The sequence below is a fragment of the Flavobacterium frigidarium DSM 17623 genome, assembly GCF_000425505.1.
GTDB classification, from domain to species: Bacteria; Bacteroidota; Bacteroidia; order Flavobacteriales; family Flavobacteriaceae; genus Flavobacterium; species Flavobacterium frigidarium.
The window spans coordinates 91,449-107,778 of record NZ_AUDO01000007.1 but is presented as its reverse complement, the minus strand read 5'-3'; the positions used below and the strand labels follow the sequence as shown (position 1 = coordinate 107,778).

General features: G+C 33.2%; 13 protein-coding genes. 9 read left to right on the top strand and 4 right to left on the bottom strand.

What is annotated here, in order from left to right; translation table 11 throughout:
* The first annotated feature begins 90 nt into the window (after nt 1–90).
* Together H603_RS16455 and H603_RS0104295 are read left to right on the top strand one after the other, a co-directional pair.
* Complete coding sequence (locus H603_RS16455) at nt 91–2,481, top strand: glycosyltransferase (RefSeq protein ID WP_051219160.1); 2,391 nt, start codon at nt 91–93, stop codon at nt 2,479–2,481.
* 306 nt (nt 2,482–2,787) lie between these two features.
* The gene (locus H603_RS0104295) at nt 2,788–3,819 is read left to right on the top strand and encodes a glycoside hydrolase family 130 protein (RefSeq protein WP_026707422.1); all 1,032 of its coding nucleotides are present in this window, start codon (nt 2,788–2,790) and stop codon (nt 3,817–3,819) included.
* A gap of 68 nt (nt 3,820–3,887) precedes the next feature.
* Here H603_RS0104295 and H603_RS16450 read toward each other — a convergent pair whose 3' ends face one another.
* A complete protein-coding gene (locus tag H603_RS16450; protein ID WP_051219159.1) occupies nt 3,888–4,733 on the bottom strand; it encodes an alpha/beta hydrolase family protein in 846 nt (281 codons plus the stop codon).
* Nucleotides 4,734–5,086: 353 nt separating this feature from the next.
* On the opposite strand from H603_RS16450, the gene H603_RS0104285 reads away from it, so the two are divergent.
* On the top strand, nt 5,087–5,605 hold the full coding sequence (locus H603_RS0104285; protein ID WP_026707421.1) for a peroxiredoxin-like family protein: 519 nt from the start codon (nt 5,087–5,089) through the stop codon (nt 5,603–5,605).
* Nucleotides 5,606–5,834: 229 nt separating this feature from the next.
* On the opposite strand, the gene H603_RS0104280 is transcribed toward H603_RS0104285, so the two are convergent.
* The 3 genes from H603_RS0104280 to H603_RS0104270 all read right to left on the bottom strand — a co-directional run bounded on the left by H603_RS0104280 (nt 5,835) and on the right by H603_RS0104270 (nt 8,363).
* Complete coding sequence (locus tag H603_RS0104280; RefSeq protein WP_026707420.1) at nt 5,835–6,875, bottom strand: PepSY-associated TM helix domain-containing protein; 1,041 nt, start codon at nt 6,873–6,875, stop codon at nt 5,835–5,837.
* A 199-nt stretch (nt 6,876–7,074) separates the two neighbouring features.
* Nucleotides 7,075–7,332 carry an EF-hand domain-containing protein gene (locus H603_RS16445; RefSeq protein ID WP_051219158.1) on the bottom strand — a complete coding sequence of 86 codons (258 nt, stop codon included), beginning with the start codon at nt 7,330–7,332 and terminating at the stop codon, nt 7,075–7,077.
* Nucleotides 7,333–7,412: 80 nt separating this feature from the next.
* Nucleotides 7,413–8,363 carry an MBL fold metallo-hydrolase gene (locus H603_RS0104270; RefSeq protein ID WP_026707419.1) on the bottom strand — a complete coding sequence of 317 codons (951 nt, stop codon included), beginning with the start codon at nt 8,361–8,363 and terminating at the stop codon, nt 7,413–7,415.
* 324 nt (nt 8,364–8,687) lie between these two features.
* Between H603_RS0104270 and H603_RS0104265 the strand changes: the two genes are divergently transcribed.
* The 6 genes from H603_RS0104265 (at nt 8,688) to H603_RS17655 (ending at nt 16,272) form a co-directional block, all read left to right on the top strand.
* Nucleotides 8,688–9,221 carry a peroxiredoxin family protein gene (locus H603_RS0104265; protein WP_026707418.1) on the top strand — a complete coding sequence of 178 codons (534 nt, stop codon included), beginning with the start codon at nt 8,688–8,690 and terminating at the stop codon, nt 9,219–9,221.
* Nucleotides 9,222–9,487: 266 nt separating this feature from the next.
* Nucleotides 9,488–11,503 (top strand): polyphosphate kinase 1, encoded by a 2,016-nt coding sequence (gene ppk1 / locus H603_RS0104260; protein ID WP_026707417.1) that lies wholly within the window; start codon nt 9,488–9,490, stop codon nt 11,501–11,503.
* Between the two features lie 97 nt (nt 11,504–11,600).
* Complete coding sequence (locus H603_RS0104255) at nt 11,601–12,665, top strand: DUF2652 domain-containing protein (protein ID WP_157510397.1); 1,065 nt, start codon at nt 11,601–11,603, stop codon at nt 12,663–12,665.
* Nucleotides 12,666–12,675: 10 nt separating this feature from the next.
* Nucleotides 12,676–13,905, top strand: coding sequence for a Pycsar system effector family protein (locus tag H603_RS0104250; protein ID WP_026707415.1), 1,230 nt, complete (start codon nt 12,676–12,678; stop codon nt 13,903–13,905).
* Entirely contained in the window at nt 13,902–14,660 is a 759-nt protein-coding gene (locus H603_RS16440) for an alpha/beta hydrolase family protein (protein WP_035675440.1), read from the top strand. Before H603_RS0104250 ends, H603_RS16440 begins: the two co-directional genes overlap by 4 nt.
* Before the next feature lie 1,225 nt (nt 14,661–15,885).
* Complete coding sequence (locus H603_RS17655) at nt 15,886–16,272, top strand: DUF6122 family protein (RefSeq protein ID WP_026707414.1); 387 nt, start codon at nt 15,886–15,888, stop codon at nt 16,270–16,272.
* Nucleotides 16,273–16,330: the final 58 nt, after the last annotated feature.

The window sequence follows — 16,330 nt, the reverse complement described above, 5'->3', positions numbered from 1 at the left end:
AAAGGGTGACTTTTAATTGCTGTTCATTTACTCAAGACTTGGTTTAGCTACATGTAATATCCAACAAAAATTAAAAAAAAACATATAAAGATGAGAACTTTAACAAACAAATCAAAAATAGTATTTCTTTCTACATATCCACCTACACAGTGTGGCATTGCTACATTTACTGAAGACACAGTTAATGCAATTAATAAATCATACAATAAAAGCATCAGCTGCGAAATTTGCGAAATAACCTTTAAAGGTGACGCGGCGCCAGATTCTGCATACCATATTCCGTCAAAGGACAAAGCGGCATATAAAAGAGTGGCAAGCGAAATCAATAAAGATCCAGACGTGAAATTAGTTCATATCCAGCATGAGTTTGGATTGTTTGGTGGACAGTATGGGGATTATTTATTAGACTTTTTAGACGAATTAAATAAACCAGTGGCTTACACTTTTCACTCTGTGATTCCTAATCCAGATGATAATTTAAAAGCAATCGTCAAATTATTATGCAGCTACTCACAAGCCATTTTTGTGATGACTAATAAGTCCAAAAATATCTTGATGGACGATTACTTAATCGATGAAAAACACATTGCTTTTGTTCCTCATGGAACGCACTTAGTTGATTATGAAAGCACAGATCAGGCTAAGAAAAAATTTCAGTTAGAGGATCGCTTGGTTCTTTCAACTTTTGGATTATTAGGAGAAGGAAAAAGTATCGAAACTGGATTGAAAGCTTTACCAAAAATTGTAGAGAAATTTCCAAATGTCTTGTACTTAGTGCTAGGTAAAACGCATCCAAATACAATTGTTGACAATTTAGATGTATATAGAAATTCACTGGAAACTATCGTAGCCGATTTAAACTTAGAAAATAATGTTCGTTTTGTAAATGAATATTTAGAGGTAGATCAATTATTAGATTATTTAAAAGCTACAGATGTTTATTTATTCACGTCTAAAGATCCTAATCAAGCCGTGAGCGGAACGTTCTCATATGCAATGAGTTGCTCTTGTCCTATTGTAGCCAGTAAGATTCCGCATACTTTAGAGAGTTTAACCTCTGACATTGGAATTCTAGCTGACATTCAAAATGAAGACCAATTTGCTGAGGCAACTTTAAAATTGTTGGGCGATGCTAATTTAAGAGCGCATATGGCTATTAACGCTTACGCAAAAACGACGCAGACTTCATGGGAAAATACAGCAATTAAGCACATTAAAGTATATCAGGAAATTGCTCAAGGTTTAAACCAAAATAAAATTACGTACCCAGAAATTAAAATGGATCACTTGAGAGCCATGACTACAGATATTGGAATGATTCAATTTTGTAAAATTTCTGAGCCTGACTTAACAACGGGATATACATTAGATGATAATGCAAGAGCTTTAATCACAATGTGCAAACATTTTAAATTAACAGCTGATCGTTCTGATGTTGCTTATATGAGTACTTATGTGAACTTTATGGAACGATGCCAGTTATCAGATGGTAATTTTATTAATTACGTTGATCAATATAACGTAGTAGAACCAAGAAACCAAGATGAAAATCTTGAAGATTCTAATGGTAGAGCAATATGGGCACTAGGATACATCCAAACATTAAGAAATGAAAACTTACCTGCATCTTTAATTTATAAAGCCAATGCCTGTTTAGAAAAAGCATTATTAAGCGTTGATAAATTGAGTTCGCCAAGAGCGATGGCATTTGCTGTAAAAGGTTTGTATTATATGTACAATTCTGTTCCATCAGCGAGCACAGTACAGCTAATCGATAATCTTACAGAGCGATTAAAAAACATGTATACGCATGTTAGCACGCCAAGTTGGAATTGGTTCGAAGATAAATTGACTTATGCTAATAGTATTTTACCAGAAGCGTTGTTGCTCTCGTCTAAAATTACAGGAAAAGAAAGTTCGCAACAAATCGCAGTAGAATCCATGGAGTTCTTGATTTCGAAAATGTTTGTTGACGGTAAATTTAAAATTATCAGCAATAAAGGATGGCATTGTAAAGGAGCGATTCCACATCAATATGGTGAGCAACCTATCGAGGCGAGTTACATGATGCATGCGCTTGATTTATTTTATAGAACATTTGGTAACCCTACCCATAAAAAGTACATGAAGCAAGCATTCGATTGGTTCTTGGGGGACAATCACTTAAATCACATAATGTTCAATCCTATTACGGGAGGCTGCTATGATGGTTTAGAGAAGGAGAATGTGAATCTAAATCAGGGAGCAGAATCTACTGTTTGTTATTTATCTGCTCGTTTATTAATCGAAACATATACTTCAAGAGGCGCTGAAGCTTTACGCTCTAATTCGCAAGATCATGCTGCAGAGAATGTGTCGCTGATCGTGATGAAGGAATTTTTAAAAAACAAGCGCAAAGAGGAAGAAGCACAAAAACAGAAATACGATTATCTTAACAGACCTACGGTTTTATTAGGAACATCAAAATTGAAGAAAGCATAATCGCTTTTGTTTACGTTAAACATTAGAGGGTTTAAAGGAGGGATTACTTGACTCAAGTAGTCTCTCCTTTATTTTACTGGGATTTCTATTAACTATTTTCGAAAATGAAAGTAGCCAATATGTTTTAAAAATTATAAAGTTGCGTTAAAATGACTCACTTTTACATAGTATTTTTCCCAAGTTTGATATTTTTTTTATTTCTTTATAAAGCACATCGCTACAGGATTATTAACCATGATTAAATGTTAATAATGTTCGTACAATCCCAATTCTAAAATTAATTTAGTCATATAAAACACGAGTACAATGGTAATAATTAAAAAGGAAGGAATTATACTCTATCATACCGATTTAGAGTTTGAAAACGATGGCGTTTTAAACCCTGCAGTCTACCAAGATGGCAACACAGTACATCTATTTTATCGCGCAGTTCGCGAAGGTAATTTTTCAACGATTGGTCACGCAAAATTAAATGGACCGCTAGAGGTTGAAGATCGTTTAAGTGAACCTGTAATAGGACCTTCTTCTGCAATCGATAAGCAAGGAATAGAAGATGCTCGAATAGTAAAAATAGACGATACATTTTACATGTCGTATACTTCTTATGATGGTGAAAATGCGTTAGGATCTTATGCAACATCTAAAGATTTGAAAGAGTTTAAAAAGCATGGAATCATCGTTCCTCAAGTTAATTATAAAACATTTTGCGAGTTAACTGAAAAAAAGTGTCATTTAAACGATAGGTACGCTTATTATAACTGTGAGAAAGAAGGCGAGGAGGAGCGACATGGTTTTATATCAGACAAGAATTTGATTTTTTTTCCAAGATTGATTAATGGGAAGTTCACTTTTTTACATCGCATTAGACCTGATATCCAAATAGCTTCTGTGAAGGATCTAAGCGAACTAACAAAAGATTTTTGGTATTCATATTTAGAGAATCTAGAACAGAATATTCTAATGACTTCAAAGTACGATCACGAAAGTAGCTATATTGGTGGAGGTTGTCCTCCAATTGAAACTCCCGAAGGTTGGCTATTGATTTATCATGGTGTTCGCAAATCAGAGGAAGGTTATGTGTATAGTGCCTGCGCTTCACTACTAGACTTAGAAGACCCTACTAAGGAAGTTTCAAGACTGCCTTATCCTTTGTTCACTCCAGATCAAAAATGGGAGCTAACAGGCTATGTAAACAATGTAGTATTCCCAACAGGAACGGCTCGCTTCGATGAAAGATTGTATATCTACTATGGTGCTGCCGACAAACGTATTGCTGCAGTTTCATTAGAATTTGATGAATTAATAAAAGCATTACTAGCAAATAAAATCACTAAGTAATTTATAAAGAAAAAGATCTATTGCTAGTAGTAATGGATCTTTTTCATATTTTGTAAATACGTATCAATTTAATCCAGAATAAAATCCTTTGTAGTGGAGACCAATTCCTGAGTATGTTCGGGCAATACTTCGCTTGTATAGGGATGGGCAGCTCCAAAAACATGATTGGCGTTTTCTATTAAATGTGTGCTTGCTTTAAGGAAATTTTTCTTTAAAGCATTGTACTCATCCATAGGAACTGCGGGATCATTGGTACCTTGAAGAATTAAATAAGGGATTTTCAATTTTTTACCACCTTCTTTTAAACTATATTTTTGGCTATTTGATTCCAAATCATTTAAAACCTCAATAGCTAAAGGCATCATTTGATTTGTTCGCGCATTTTTTATGTATTGTACACCGTCGGCTTTCCATTTTTTGATGAATTTAGAATTCCAACTGCGATGAAAATCAAACGGACTCGCCCATGTACACACTTTTTTGATTTGAGTATCTTCCTGCATGCAGTACAACAAAGCCGAAACTCCTCCTTTACTATGTCCAATGATAGTAATGTTTTTAGTGTTTATTTCTGGAAAATCAGTCGCTAGTTCGTTATGGATAAAGTTTTCAACACTTTTAATGTCTTCCACTTCTTTTTTTAGTGTGTTGGTTGCAAACTTCTCTAGTGCAGTAAAACTATCAGAGTCATCGAGACCCATGCCGCTGTGTGAAAAATTAAACTTTAGAAAAGCCAATCCATTTTCTGCAAAATACTTTGCAATAGTAGACCAAGAACCCCAATCTTTGAATCCTTTAAACCCGTGACAAAATAATACAAGTCCTTTTTGTTCTGCGTCTGTGCTATAAGTTATATCTGCTTTAAAGGGTTCATTTAAAGCTCCTTTTAAAACAAAATCTTTATTTTCTATCATAATTTTTCATCTTGAATATGTTCTATAAAAATACAATAATAGTTTTTAATTTGGTACGTTTACTGCTCATTTTCAGGTCAACCCCATTTATTTTCGAAAATAAAAAATAAAGAAATTTTTCCTGTAAGTGGGAGTTTCTCAAGATCTCAAATTAGCATTCGATGTAAATGAAATTACTACGTTAAAGAAATTGTTAAAAGCTACTCTTGTCATTGTCTTCCATAAAATTCTTTCTATTTTTATATGAGATAATAATCTCATTATCTAAGCATTATATTAACTTGGGTAACATATTCTAAAGTATGTATTAAAGTAGTTTAAGCTTGTTATTAGTAATTAAAAAAATAAAAAATATGAACAGACCAACACCGAAACATAAAGCGCCAAAACTTAGTTTTCCATTATTAGATGGAAGTACCTACAGTTTAGAAGAACAAAAACCAGAAAATTTTACGCTACTCGTATTTTATAGAGGTTTACACTGTCCGCTTTGTAAAAAGTACTTAATTGAATTAGAAGATTTGTTAGGCGATTTTGATAAAAAAGGAGTGAAGGTGGTTGCCGTGAGTATGGACGATGAGAAGCGCGCACGTTTGTCTAGAAAAGATTGGGGATTAAAAAAGCTGCATGTGGGTTACGATCTTGACCTTGAAACAGCAAAAAATTGGGGACTATACATTAGCAAAGGAATTAAAGAGGAAGAACCAGATGTTTTTAGCGAACCTGGATTATTCCTAATTGATAACGATGCAGCGGTTTATTATGCTGCAATTAATAGTAATCCTTGGGGAAGACCATACTTACCATCATTTGTAAAAGCAATAGATTTTATCACAGAATCAGGTTATCCAGCAAGAGGCGAGATGGTTTAAAATTTTAAGATTGTACCTGGTAACCTTAATAGGCCATTTTAACTATTATATAAAAAGATTAACTTGTTGTACTTCAAGATACAAAGAGCCCATATCGCAAGAAATGGGCTCTTTTTAATTGTAAATGTATTAAAAACTTTTATTTTTTAGATGAAGTTTATCTCATTTGATATAATAGAAAACTTAATGAACTTTAACTTCTTTTTACATCATAGCAAATGTAAGTGTCTCACTTGAGTAGTTTTTTCCTCTTCAGCCAAATATAGTAACCTGTTACGGATAAAAATGGTCCTGAAAGACCTACAAGACAATAAATTATTTTGATAAACCAGTTTCCGTAGTGACCAGAGTGGACTGGTAAAATACTACTTACCAATTTATTTAAAAAACTTGAGTCGGCAATTCTAGTAATACCAACCACCTCTCCCGTTTTATATGCCACTGATATTTTATTGTAGTATTTACTTAAGTAAAAAGGGTCTCCTGTAAAAGTTCCATTCAAAATTAGCTTTCCATCCTCAGAAGACGGCAGTCTAATATACGTCGTCTCAAAATCAGGGTATGCTTTTTTAGTATTCTCTAATACTTTTTCGATAGAAATCTTGACTACAGGAATACTTCGAATCTCAGCTTTTTTCAAGCCCGAACTAACGATATTAAACGATAATACGATTCCGGTAAGCACTAGTAGTAAATTAAGTAGCAAGGCCCATACACCTACGTAACGATGTAAGGTAGAGTAATAACGTTGCTTGCTGCTTTTATTTAATTTTTTCTGGAATAATAACGTTTTTAAGATGACCTTTCGATAGACAATAATTCCCGTAATTAAAGACAAGAAGAAGGCGATCCCAGCTATAAATATTAGAATTTCTCCTATGATGCCCGTATGCAAAGAGTAGTGAAATTTTAAAAGCCATTTGGTCAAAGGACTATTAGCGTCTATGACAGCAGTAATTTTTCCCGAAACAGGATCTGCAAATGCATATTGCTTAGCGTCAAGCTTTCTCAAATCAAATTGTATCGTTTTCCCTCGCTCGAGTTGGATAATTCTGGCATTCCAGTCAGGAAAATTCTTCTGTACTTCGCTAATAGCCTTATCTAACTGCAATTCACTAGTAGTTGAGGTGGTGGCATATTTATCAAAGAGAAGCAAATCAATGTCTTCTGAAAATATTAAGAACGAACCTGTGATACCTAAACTAAACAAGAAAACTCCAGAAATGATACCCAAATAGGAATGATATTTTAATAAAATTCTATTAGTCATGAACGTCTTTTTATAAACTTACAGTAAGTGAAACATTAAATTGCGTTCCATTTGCTTTTACATAATTAGCAACATTTATAAATAAAAAAGCTCCAGACCGTTTCAACAGCTGGAGCTTTTTTAGTGGTATAATCTTTTGGGCAACTTAAAGATTGTTGTAATTTACTTTTAGGTGGAATGCGAACTAGTACTCGATAATTTACTTTTTTCTTCCTAGTTCGTCGCGAGTTATATAGCCGTCATTATTGCGATCTCGCTTTCTAAAATTCTCTCTCAATTTTCCTTTAGCCTCAATTGCAGATATTTTTCCGTCTTTGTTGCTATCCATATTAGCAAACATTTGGGCCACGTCAGCACGTTTTCTTTTGTTTGATTCTGTTGTTTCTTGATTAGATTTGCAGCTTGCAAAAGCCGCTGTTACGAGCAATATTGTCGAAAATTTAATAGCGTTTTTCATTGTCTTCAAAGTATTAATATAAGTTTGTTTAATGTATAATTAGTTGATTTTCAATATCTAATTATTGATGTTCCAGTAATTTAGCGTTGAGGTAAGACCATTAGATCTTGAGCGAATAAAATAGTTCCTTTAAAGCTTTTCCGAATTTCAGCTGTTGTTGCTTCTTCGTCAATTAAAACTGAATTAAAATGGGTTAAAACCATGTTTTTAACATTGGCCTCTTTTGCCATTAGCGAACTTTCAGCTAGATTAACATGTGCTTTTTCTTTAGTTGATTCGCTTTTTTTAGTCCCGTTTTTCGGAGAATTTCGATTGTTTGTATTTCTGTTTTTGCCTGCTTTATCAGTCCTGTTTTTTGCCTTTGATCCTTGGGTGATTGCACCACCTGAATCAATAATTAGATAGTCGGCATTTTTAGCAAGAACAGGCAAATTTTCAGAATATGTCAAATCACCAGAAACAACAATCGATTCTCCAGCTACATCAAATCGATAAGCGAGTGTAGCGATGGTATGATTTACTTTAGCATAGCTTACTTTAATTGACCCGATGTAAAAAGGGGTTTCATCTATCAAATCCACCACTTTAAAGTTTTGTTTTACTTGACTTAAAGTTCGCCCAGATTTAGACAATCTGTACTCGATATCTTCATCATAGATTTCGATAAAATTATCGACAATAGCGGTAGTTTTTGGAGGACCAGCAATAATTGTCTTTGTGCCTCCCAGAAGTGATTGAATAAAAATAGGTGCAAATTCCTCATTATGGTCTAAATGATGGTGTGTAAAAAGCAGACCATCAATGTCTTTGATTTTTGTACTGTTTTTATCTAAGTTGGCTTGTGTTCCATTTCCCATATCTACCAGGATCTGCGTATCTTGATACGATATCAATACAGAAGGTCCAGAGCGCTCTGTACTAAATTTTGGAGAGCCGGACCCTATAATTGTCGCAGTTAAATGAGCCGCATTTTTCTGTGCAAAAATTAGATTTCCTAATAAAATCAAGGATAGTACAAAATATTTTTTCATTGGGTTTTCTTTCTTTCTTTGACCGTATTTCTTTATAAAGGTTTAATTGGTGTGTTAAAATTGCTCAGGAAAATGATTTCTAGAAAGTTTGAGAGGCGAAATAATACTTAATTACTCTTTACTAAAAAATTGATAACTACATTAGAGCATTCTAAGCTTTTTTATAGAAACAGAATAGAATTTATTTTCGAAAAGAAATCATATTACTATAACTTGCTAAATTAGATTCTAACAGAGTGAAATTTTAGAATATGTTTAAAATATTGCTAAATTTTCGAAAAAAAAGTCATGATGGAGTTATAACACTCACATAATAAAAAAATAATGAATAAAATAAGCGGCTTGAAAATAGGAGAAATGGCTCCAGAATTTACTGCAGTAGATATTTACGAAAAAAAGTATTTACTATCGAATGCGTTGTTAAAAGGAGAAGTTGTTCTAATATTTATTCGTGGTCAATGGTGTCCTTTCTGCAACAAGCATTTAAAGGAAATACAAGAGAGTTTACCATTGATTTATAAAAAGGGTGCTAGTGTGGTAGTGGTTTCTCCTGAAAAATCAGAATTTATAAAGAAGACCATTGAAAAAACGGGAGCAGAATTTACTATTTTATACGATGAAGATCATACTGTAGCCAAAGCTTATGATGTCCTTTTTAAACCAAAAGCAGTTTTGAGAATTGTTTACAATGTAATAATGGGAGCACAGCTTAAAGAAAGTCATTCTGATGATAGTGAGCAATTGGCAGTTCCTGCGACATTCATCATTTCGAAAGATGAAAAAATAAAATGGAGGCAATTTAACACTAATTATATGAAGCGTTCACAAGTGAGCGATATATTGCAAAATCTCACTTAATTTTTTAGAAAGAAAAAGATAATCTGCATCAAAATACGTACTTTGTGAAGAGTCGCATTGATCCAAATTATCTGTCTTTAATTTAAAATTTTAGAAGAAATAATGTCAGGAACGCCATGTTTTTTCGACAGTTAATAAATAACATGATGATTCAATTAATTTGTACAACTATATTAAAATCCCAATCAAAAATTTACTGATTAGGTATTTTATTATTTAATGGTCGTAGTACTGCGATAAAATAGATTTAGAAACCAGTCTAAAAAATGAAACAGCCCCTTATTTCTTCAGAGCTTTCTTGGCTTTACTTTAATCAATGTATTATTGACGAAGCAGCAGATCATACTAATGCACTATATGAACGTATCAAATTTTTAGCAATTTTTTCTTCTAATTTGGATGAGTTTTTTAGGGTAAAAGTAAATAGATTAGCTAAAGAAAAAAGCGTTAGAAAGGGTGCTCATTTTACTGCTATTCTTGACGAAATTCAAATGCAACAGATGGAATTTGGAAACATCTGGAGAGACCAAATTATCCCTGAATTAGGCACTAATAACATTGTAGTTTATGAGGGTCAAGCTATTGAAAGCTTTTATAAAAGAGAAATTGAACGCTATTTTAAGAGCAATGTGTTAGGATTTATCCAAATAGTTTTTGTGAAGGAAGAGGCAAATTCGAATTATTTTCTGGATAATCGCCGTCTGTATTTTATGGTCAAATTAAAAGATCAAAATGGAGACGAAAATCATGCATACATAACCATACCTTCAGATAAATTAGAACGTTATAAATTGCTTTCTAAATATGAACATAGAGATTTCATTATTTCGCTTGACGAAATAATAAAATCTTGTATGCATTTAATCTTCACTCAAGAGGAAATTATTTCTTGTTATTCTATAAAGATTAATCGTGATGAAGACTACGAAATCGAAGATGAGAAATCAGGTAATTTAATTAGTAAAATACAAGACAAGATTGAGGAGCGCAAGAAGGGATTACCTACGCGCTTTTTATATGATATAGCGATGCCAGAGGAGGAGATACTTTTTTGCAAAAAGACCTTCCAATTTAAGAAGCGAGAAATGATGGCAGGTGGAAAAATGCATAATCTGTTTGATCTATTTAAATTTCCAAATCCTTTAAAACCGCTATTACAAAGTTCGTTTATGCCGCCTTTAGACCATAATGATTTTGAAAATTCGAATAGTATTTTTGAAGTTATAGACAAGAAAAATCAGTTGTTGCATTTTCCTTATCAATCCTATCATTATGTTTTGCAGTTTTTTAATCAAGCAGCAATTGACAATCGTGTGACTCAAATAAAAGTGACTTTATACCGAATTTCGACCCAATCGCTAATTGCAAATGCATTAATTAGCGCTGCGAAAAACGGAAAGAAAGTGACTGTTTTTGTCGAAATTAAAGCGCGTTTTGATGAAGATAATAATTTGCATTGGGCTAAAGAAATGAAGAAGGCAGGAATCAAAATAATTTACAGCATGCCGGATTTAAAAGTCCATGCTAAAATTGCTTTGGTTACGATGAAAACTGATGCGCATACTACTAAAGAATATGCCTATTTGGCTACTGGAAATTTCAATGAAAATACTGCTGCTGTTTATGCAGACCATGGTTTATTTACAGCCGAGAAAAAATATACCACAGATATTGCTAAGGTTTTTCAATTTTTGAAAACTAAGAAAAAAGAAACTACAATGCAAACGCTGCTTGTAGCAGGTTTCAATATGAAGCAACAATTAATTCACTTTATCGACAACGAAATCCAAAATCATCTTGATGGAAAAGAATCGGGGATTTTATTGAAATTGAACGGGATTGATGAAAAAGACGTAATTCAAAAACTGTACGAAGCGAGCCAAGCGGGTGTAAAGATCACATTAATAGTTAGAGGAATTTGCACGTTATTGCCTGGAATCACTGGGGTAAGTGAAAATATTAAAGTATATAGAATCGTTGATATGTTTCTAGAACATGCACGCATTTACCGTTTTGCAAATGCAGGGAACGAGCTCATTTATTTATCTTCGGCAGACATGATGAATCGCAATTTAAATAGGCGTATCGAAGTAGGCTTTCCAATTGATGACGAAGATCTTAAAAAAGAAATCAATCAAATTATCTCTTTTCAGTTAGAAGACAACACCAAGAAAAGAGAGATTACTTCTGAAGGTAAGAATATATTAATTCCCAATCTAGTGAATCCAAAAAGAGCACAAAAAGCCATTTATGAATGGATAAAGAATAAAAATTCTCAATAAATGAACTATCATTTTCGAAAATTATTCGAATAACCAAAGTGGCTATTAATTGATTATTTTAAGTTGATATACAACCTTTACAAACAAAAACAATACTGTGAAAAAAGCCCTTTATTTTATGCCAGATATCAGCGGATTTACAAATTTTGTAAACAACACTGAGGTGGAACACAGTATTCACATTATCGCTGAACTGCTAGAAATCTTGCTCGATAGTACGGTTTTAGATTTGGAGCTAGTGGAAATTGAGGGTGATGCTCTATTCATGTTTACGACTACCATTCCGGAGTATTCTAACTTGATGGAACAAACAAACCGCATGCTTGAAGCTTTTCATAAGCATACGGTGAACTATGATAAAATGCGTATATGTGATTGTGGATCTTGTAGGACAACGACCAATCTAGAATTAAAATTCTTAGTGCATTATGGCGATTTGAGTTATATAAAAGTTAAGCACATCGTAAAACCCTATGGTAGAGATGTCATCCAAATTCATCGCTTATTAAAAAATAAAATTACCACAAACGAATACATTCTTTTTACCAATTCGGTTTTTGAATTGTATAAAAAGCAAATGGACAACTCCTGGCAAAGGGAAACAGGTATTTATGATGCCAAAGTTTTAGATTATTTCTATAAAAATTTGGAGCAAGTTAGAAATGCCATCGTTTTAAAAGCTTCGCTTACAACCAGTCAAAATGAAGATTTTAGCACTCCGGTATTGGTTTTAGAAAAGATATTTAATGCCAGTATTCATTCGATTTATAGTTATTTAAGCGAATTAAAGTACCGCCATTTGTGGGATAAAAATATCAAGCGGGTAGAATTTAATGAAAGTAAAATTAATAGGGTAGGCACAGAGCACAACTGCGTATTAAGTTTGGGAAATTTAAAATTTAAAACGATAACTGCGCCATCAGAAGAGGATTTGGTTTACGGTGAAAAAACCGCCAACATGATGTTTACTAAGAACTATTCTTATTTAGTGAAGCTTCATAAAATAGATGAAACCAGCACTCAAGTTGTTCTTAATGTTTATTTAGACTTTACCACAGTAGGTACCATGATGAGACCGAGTATTTTAAATATGATTAGGAAAATGTGGGAAGAAAAATTAACTCAATTACATCAAGTATCAAAAAATAACATTCAATTATAAATACCTAATAATGGAGACAATTCTCAAAAAAGCCGAGACCTTCGTATTAAATTACCTCAATGAAAATTTAAAATCAACTTTCATCTATCATAATTATAACCACACGCAATTTGTGGTTTCGAAAGTTACAGAAATCATTCAGGCGGAAAATATATCTAAGGACGAACAAGAAGTTGTACTGCTCGCGTCTTGGTTCCATGATCTTGGGTACGCAGTTGATAAAGCCAAGCACGAAGAGCATAGTATAACGATCGCTGCCGATTTTTTAATGAAGGAGAATTATCCTGCAGAAAAATTGAGTGCGGTTCTAGAATGTATTAATGCTACAAAATTACATGAAATCCCAGGAACCTTGCTTGAGAAAGTGCTTTGTGATGCTGATTTTGCGCACATGGCTTCGGCTGATTACACTAAATTGTCAGAACAATTGCGTTTGGAATTTGAGTATAATGATTGTGGTGTTTACACTGATAAAGAATGGCTCGAACAAAACATTGCCATTTTTAATTCTCATCGATTTTATACTAAATATGCCAATGTCAATTGGACGTTTGCTAAAAATAACAATTTAGTCGAACTACATAAGGAGCTCAAAAAAAACAACAAGAAAGCAGAAAATAGACAAGACAACAAAAAAGGCGATAAGAAAGAAGCTGATAAAAAAGAGAAGAAAGAACAAGATAGTTCTAAGGAAAGTAAACTTGACAAAAGCGCCGAAATATTATTTAAAGTCATGTCCTCTAATCATTTAAAGCTAAGTTATATTGCTGATAGAAAAGCAAATATTTTACTATCAGTCAATGCCATTATACTTTCGATTTCGCTTTCAAAATTAATTCCAAAATTTGAGGATTCAGAGAATGTTTATCTACTGTATCCCACTATGATTTTTGTGTCCTTCAGTGTTATTTCTATAATTTTATCAGTGATTGTAACACGTCCTAGCGTTACATCAGGTAAATTCACAAAAGAAGATGTCGTGAAGAAAAAGGTAAACCTCATGTTCTTTGGAAATTTTCACAAAATGGAATTAGACGATTTTGAGGATAGTTTAAAAGACATTGCTGACGATAAAGATTATTTATTTTCGGCAATGACAAAAGATTTGTACCTTCTAGGTAAAGTTTTAGATCGAAAATACCGTATGCTGCGTTTAAATTACAACGTCTTTATTATTGGTATTATCATCTCGGTCATCGCATTTTTTATTTCTTATAAATTTTTAAGTAACGCAATATGATTTCACAAAAAATAACATTCAAGAACGCACAAGGACAGGATTTAGCTGCAAGATTAGAGCTACCTGAAAATGGTGAACCCAAAGCATTTGCACTATTTGCACATTGTTTTACCTGTAATAAAAACTTGACGGCAGTGCGAACAATCGCCAAGACATTAATCGAAAAAAATATTGCTGTCATGCGCTTTGATTTTACTGGGTTAGGAGAAAGCGATGGAGATTTTGAACATACAAATTTCTCCTCTAATGTTCAGGATTTGCATAGTGCTGCGCAATATTTAAGTGACAACTATCAAGCACCAAAATTATTGATTGGACATTCATTAGGAGGAGCAGCAGTTCTTGCCGCCTCCGCAAAAATCCCATCAGTAAAAGCCATTGTGACTATTGGTGCGCCCTCTAATCCGGAGCACGTATCGCATTTATTTAAAAGTAGTTTTGACGAAATCAATAGTTCAGGTAAGGCATTAGTCTCTATTGGCGGACGTGATTTTACTATCCAAAAGCAATTCTTGGAAGATATTCAAGACCAAAATATTAAGCACATTTTAGATGAGTATAGAAGTTCGATTTTAATCATGCATTCCCCTCAAGACATGACAGTGAGTATTGATAATGCCGCTGAAATTTATAAAGACGCAAGACATCCTAAAAGTTTCATTTCTTTAAACGGAGCTGACCATCTACTGTCAGATAAAAAAGACTCAGCTTATGTAGGGAATATCATCGCTACTTGGGCCGATCGTTATTTGTAATGGTCGAGAAGTTATAAAACAATTATATATTTTTAAACCGCTAATTCACAAATTATTTGTTTGTGGGTTGGTGGTTTTTTAATTTACAAATCGTTAGCGCAGAATTGCATTCTGTGCTGACATCTATGAGTCTATATATTGCGGAATTATTTTGTGTAGCTTCTTGTTTAGAGATTCTTCCTTCGTCAGAAAGACAAGATTGGGGTTAGGTAGGGTTTTAATCGCATATTATCAATGATTATGTTCAATTGTTAACGCAGAATTGCATTCTGCGCTGTTATCAGTTAGTCTTTATGTTGCGGAAATAGTTTGTAGAGTTTCTTGTTGAGAGATTCTTCCTTCGTCAGAAAGACAAGATTGGGGTTAGGTAGGGTTTTAATCGCATATTATCAATGATTATGTTCAATTGTTAACGCAGAATTGCATTCTGCGCTGTTATCAGTTAGTCTTTATGTTGCGGAAATAGTTTGTAGAGTTTCTTGTTGAGAGATTCTTCCTTCGTCAGAAAGACAAGATTGGGGCTAGGTTGGGTTTTTGCCAGTGTAGTTATCAATGATTATGTACAATCGTTAGCGCAGAATTGCATTCTGTGCCGATATCAGTGAGTAAGTATATTGCCGAAATAGTTTGTCGAGTTTCTTGTTTAGAGATTCTTCCTTCGTCAGAAAGACAAGATTGGGGTTAGGTTGGGTTTTAATCGCATATTATCAATGATTATGTTCAATTGTTAACGCAGAATTGCATTCTGCGCAGATATCAGTTAGTCTTTATGTTGCGGAAATAGTTTGTAGCGTTTCTTGTTTAGAGATTCTTCCTTCGTCAGAAAGACAAGATTGGGGTTAGGTTGGGTTTTAATCGCATATTATCAATGATTATGTTCAATTGTTAACGCAGAATTGCATTCTGCGCAGATATCAGTTAGTCTATATGTTGCGGAAATAGTTTGTAGCGTTTCTTGTTTAGAGATTCTTCCTTCGTCAGAAAGACAAGATTGGGGTTAAGATGGTTTTGCTCCATTAATATTTAAGGGTACAAATAGTTACTGTCAATTAAATGGTATTAAATTTGCGAATTTTCGGTTTTATCAGTGTGAGCTAATGGTAAAAAGCGCAATAGGAATATGATTTATATGTTGTAGACTTGTGTATCAATTTAAAAAATCTGACCTTTCACATCTGCTTTTGCAAGACTCTTTGCAAATTCTAAAATTACATTTTTACAAACTATGCAGACATTTACACACTACTTTTTGCATCTTGTATTCCCTTTTTTTATTGCTTTTTTCTTTTTTAAAAAAGATTGGAAAGTAGTGTATGCTATTCTGTTAGCTACTATGATAGTTGACTTGGATCATTTATTTGCAAATCCAATCTTTGAAGTCAATAGGTGCAGTATTAATTTTCATTTTTTGCACAGCTATTATGCTATGGTAGTCTATTTCGTTTTACTATTTTTGAAAAAGCCTTTTAAAATTATAGGAATTGGTTTGTTGTTTCACATGCTAACAGATTTTGTTGATTGTATGATTATGTACATAAATTGTAAGTCGTGTTTAGCTACTGCTCCTGCTTTTGAATTACTTTCAACTGTCTCTAAATGGATCGGAATTTAAAACAGCAGAAGTAACATAAAGTTGCATTTATTGTAAACCGTGTTTTATAACATCGTAT

Coding starts and splice junctions, on each gene's coding strand:
- H603_RS0104280 (WP_026707420.1), bottom strand. CDS start 6,875: ATGACTAATAGAATTTTATTAAAATATCATTCCTATTTGGGTATCATT.
- H603_RS16445 (WP_051219158.1), bottom strand. CDS start 7,332: ATGAAAAACGCTATTAAATTTTCGACAATATTGCTCGTAACAGCGGCT.
- ppk1 (WP_026707417.1), top strand. CDS start 9,488: ATGAAACAGCCCCTTATTTCTTCAGAGCTTTCTTGGCTTTACTTTAAT.
- H603_RS0104295 (WP_026707422.1), top strand. CDS start 2,788: ATGGTAATAATTAAAAAGGAAGGAATTATACTCTATCATACCGATTTA.
- H603_RS0104285 (WP_026707421.1), top strand. CDS start 5,087: ATGAACAGACCAACACCGAAACATAAAGCGCCAAAACTTAGTTTTCCA.
- H603_RS16440 (WP_035675440.1), top strand. CDS start 13,902: ATGATTTCACAAAAAATAACATTCAAGAACGCACAAGGACAGGATTTA.
- H603_RS16455 (WP_051219160.1), top strand. CDS start 91: ATGAGAACTTTAACAAACAAATCAAAAATAGTATTTCTTTCTACATAT.
- H603_RS0104265 (WP_026707418.1), top strand. CDS start 8,688: ATGAATAAAATAAGCGGCTTGAAAATAGGAGAAATGGCTCCAGAATTT.
- H603_RS16450 (WP_051219159.1), bottom strand. CDS start 4,733: ATGATAGAAAATAAAGATTTTGTTTTAAAAGGAGCTTTAAATGAACCC.
- H603_RS0104270 (WP_026707419.1), bottom strand. CDS start 8,363: ATGAAAAAATATTTTGTACTATCCTTGATTTTATTAGGAAATCTAATT.
- H603_RS0104250 (WP_026707415.1), top strand. CDS start 12,676: ATGGAGACAATTCTCAAAAAAGCCGAGACCTTCGTATTAAATTACCTC.
- H603_RS17655 (WP_026707414.1), top strand. CDS start 15,886: ATGCAGACATTTACACACTACTTTTTGCATCTTGTATTCCCTTTTTTT.